Source organism: Haloquadratum walsbyi J07HQW2 (assembly GCF_000415985.1).
Taxonomy (GTDB): domain Archaea; phylum Halobacteriota; class Halobacteria; order Halobacteriales; family Haloferacaceae; genus Haloquadratum; species Haloquadratum walsbyi_B.
Window position 1 is genome coordinate 1,183,421 of sequence record NZ_KE356561.1, and the last position, 2,091, is coordinate 1,185,511.

General features: G+C 50.6%; 2 protein-coding genes and 2 pseudogenes. All 4 read left to right on the top strand.

Annotated features, from left to right (window positions below; genetic code table 11):
* Window positions 1–270 precede the first annotated feature (270 nt).
* Window positions 271–480: pseudogene (locus J07HQW2_RS19920) on the top strand (pentapeptide repeat-containing protein); the annotation flags it as partial.
* A pseudogene (locus J07HQW2_RS19925) lies at window positions 470–592 on the top strand (hypothetical protein); the annotation flags it as partial. The pseudogenes J07HQW2_RS19920 and J07HQW2_RS19925, both read left to right, overlap by 11 nt.
* A gap of 653 nt (window positions 593–1,245) precedes the next feature.
* On the top strand, window positions 1,246–1,506 hold the full coding sequence (locus tag J07HQW2_RS05350; protein WP_021054385.1) for a hypothetical protein: 261 nt from the start codon (window positions 1,246–1,248) through the stop codon (window positions 1,504–1,506).
* A gap of 360 nt (window positions 1,507–1,866) precedes the next feature.
* Window positions 1,867–2,013 (top strand): hypothetical protein, encoded by a 147-nt coding sequence (locus tag J07HQW2_RS17890; RefSeq protein ID WP_303703865.1) that lies wholly within the window; start codon window positions 1,867–1,869, stop codon window positions 2,011–2,013.
* The last annotated feature ends 78 nt before the right edge of the window (window positions 2,014–2,091 follow it).

The window sequence follows — 2,091 nt, forward strand, 5'->3', positions numbered from 1 at the left end:
GCAGCTTAGTTGTATTTGGAACTCTTTATGTGACAGTGACCGATATGCATTCCATGCTGACCCCGGTAAAACTGAATGCAAGGGTCAACTGCTGAAAAATAATGACTGGGTCGGTGGGTCGTTAGATGGCGCTATTCTACCGGGTCAGTTTGCAGACCATCTAGACCTTTCATCGATTTCCCTGTTGAGAGATACTGACCTCCCAGGGGCTAGCCTGGATGAGACCGACTTCTCGGAGGCTAGTCTGTTTGGTGCCAACTCAAAGAGGCTGACCTGCTCAATGCCAACCCCTCTGAGGTATGCTCAACAAACACTGAGTTTCATGAGACGAAGTTGCGCGAAGCCGACCTGAAAGAGGCGGATTTAGAGGGCGCAGAGTTCGATGACGCGGAGTTGACAGAGGTTAGGCTAGCGAGAAGCGATTGTGAGAGCACGGTGTTTGTCCGAGCGAATTTAACGAGCGACACTAGAGAATGCTGATCTAACTGGAGCCAACTTTTCACAGCCATACCTGTATCAGACGAGACTGGATGGCGCGCAGATCAGTAACCATACACAGTTTTTTACAGGTGGGATATCGACGATACAGTGAGAGCCAATCCTCAGAGATCTGTTTCCCCGCCACAGCGAACAAGTGATAAGCTCATCGGACGAACGTGTCCCCATGATGCCAAACGAAGCCGGAACCCCGGCGACTTTGAGCTTCGTACCGTCGAAAAGGCGTACTATCGCCGATATCAGGAACAAAACAGGTTTGTATAGATCCGGAAACCAGCAGACGGCGTAGCTACCGCTCTCTTTGTGAAGAGCGAGCTCGGGACGGAGTCGACCCGCTCGGGGAGTCGGGGGCTGGTCTCTCGATTTGCGCCTTGTGTAACAATCGCCTTCTCTGAAAAAGATATTTTTTACACAAGGCTACTCAGACACAGCCCTGTTCCCATGTCGACCCTGTCCCTCTGCCCTGATTGTGCCCTGTACCCCCCGCTCCCGGCGCAATCACGATGCAATTGCAATCCAGAGGCACTTTCAATATCAATATTCATTCTCGAGATCGTCACCGTCACTCCCGGGAGTCGGGTAGTCTCTCGATCGCGTCTTCTGTCACAAATCGTCTTCTGAGAAAGGCAGATGTTACATAAGATGCCGATCGCGATACCCCTACATAGAGGGGCTTGCATTAACAATTAATTTGAACTACTATCCGGGTAACTGTCTTTGCGAGTCGGGGAGATTTCGTGTCTGTTCATGCGCCCAGTTGCCCGGCTCTACGGTATGGGCACTGGCAGATCTGGGGAAACTCCAGCTCCAGATCAAGCCGTGCTCAATATTTCTGTCATTCCACTCTGTGTGAGAGACGACCTGTTGATTCAGGTACTCTTTGGGAGTGACACAACGCCGATTTTTTCCAGTGATACAGGGCTTTTCATCGTTGGTGGCATGTTCCCGCGAAATTTGCTTATTGAGTCCGCCGGGAATAGCGATGGATGCCCAATCTTCGACATTTAACAGGGGTAATAGTAGTCAAGATTCGGGTTGAGTGAGATCAATTCCCGAGCGATATTCCGTTCGGGTTCAGAAGGTCGGGTCTGACTGAATAGGACAATTTACTGATGCAGGTATCAACTATGCATATTTCTACTTGAGTAGATGCGTCAGTGAGGTCCGCACTACGCTACGAAGGTCGGCGAAAACGGGGACACTGGTGAGTCTGTTGTGACGTGCGAGGAGTGCCAGGTCGAAGCCTTAGAAGGTCGGACACAGCACGCGAGCCACTTCGACGGCTGTTCACACGAATAATGCCTTCAGAGGTCCGGTCTATTTTTTTCACTCGGATTGTTCATCGTATGTAGCTGGGGTCTCATGACAATGTATGGAAGATTCCTTATTATCGCTGGGTTGATTTTTCCTATCTTCATACTTGTCGAGCCATTGGGTCATGCATTCTTCGTTGTGGGTATCCTCATGCTCGCGACTGCTGGGATTTTGGACCTCCGTGCTCTCCTTGCTGAATAAACTGTGACACTGTTCCGCTCACTTGCACGGATCCCCTAGAAGGTGTTCTCGATGCAACTGCACCGGATCCTCATCCTG

Excerpts from the sequence above, each read along its gene's own strand:
- J07HQW2_RS17890 (WP_303703865.1), top strand. The coding sequence starts at position 1,867 with ATGTATGGAAGATTCCTTATTATCGCTGGGTTGATTTTTCCTATCTTC.
- J07HQW2_RS05350 (WP_021054385.1), top strand. The coding sequence starts at position 1,246 with ATGCGCCCAGTTGCCCGGCTCTACGGTATGGGCACTGGCAGATCTGGG.